Raw genomic sequence first — 1,041 nt, 5'->3', positions numbered from 1 at the left:
GTTGCTATTAGACATATTATCCCCCAATTATCAACTCACCACAGCCCACTCGGAAATGAGCTGGAGTTAGTTTATTTGATGAAACAAACTTTGACGTAGCACATTGGATATGATGTTAAATTATTTTCAATAACGCATCTTTCCGCTTCCTCCATCGAGTCGAACACATCGGCGAACTTGATATTCTCTGTCGGTACACCTTTGTAATACTCCAATTTTCCAGCTAACACATGAAATAATTTTTTCATATTCATACCCTCATAATTAATATTGTTTATTTGGAATGCGCCTGTGTATTTAACCACCTCAGGCGGCAGTGGCTCCACTGTACCCCTACAGTGAGAAATCGGTTAACATGTTCTCACCCCTACAAAAGTGAGAATAATTGAATGATTACTGCAATTGCGGCATCGCTGACTGCGATAAAAGAAAGCCTTGGTTTGGTGAAGGTTATCAGGGACGCAAGTGTTGACCTTGAAATACAAAATGCCACAAACGAATTACAAAGAAAATTAACCGATCTATTGATGGAAAACACATCTCTAGCCGCTCTTCTCTCTGAGCAACAGAAAACGATAATTGACCTCGAAAAGAAACAGTTGGAACTGGAGGATTTTAAAACTCAGGCCAGAGAGTATAAACCTTGCACACTTGAATCTGGTACGTTTACATATGTTAACAACCCATCTCTGGATGAGGCGGTTAAACCTCATTACCTTTGTGCAAATTGCTATCGAAAACGAGTAATATCGGTACTTCAACCTAAAGGTGCTCGTGGTGCTTTTTATAATAATTTCTGTCCCTCCTGCCAAAATGAATATCTAATGAATAAGAAGCCTGCAAGTAGTTCTCCTGTTGGAGTTAGATACGCCAATGCTTTTAGATAAAGATAAATTGCCCATTGATTGAATGAGCTAAACCCTAGCCGTAACCCCGCCCGACTCCGATCTACGGCGGGGCTTGGTTTTGGACTCACCTCGCTCTTTTGATGGAGCGCCATTTACTGCCGTAATGAAGCTGCTTAATGCGTTAACCGTGCCG

At 41.1% G+C, this 1,041-nt stretch carries 1 protein-coding gene; it reads left to right on the top strand.

Translation table 11 applies throughout. The features are described 5' to 3' along the window. The first annotated feature begins 389 nt into the window (after positions 1 to 389). The gene (locus AAY47_RS19675) at positions 390 to 887 is read left to right on the top strand and encodes a hypothetical protein (protein WP_047772080.1); all 498 of its coding nucleotides are present in this window, start codon (positions 390 to 392) and stop codon (positions 885 to 887) included. Positions 888 to 1,041: the final 154 nt, after the last annotated feature.

The sequence above is a fragment of the Xenorhabdus griffiniae genome, from assembly GCF_001028135.1.
Lineage (GTDB): Bacteria > Pseudomonadota > Gammaproteobacteria > Enterobacterales > Enterobacteriaceae > Xenorhabdus > Xenorhabdus bakwenae.
The sequence above is the reverse complement of the archived record's forward strand: the minus strand, read 5'-3'. Positions and strand labels throughout refer to the sequence as shown.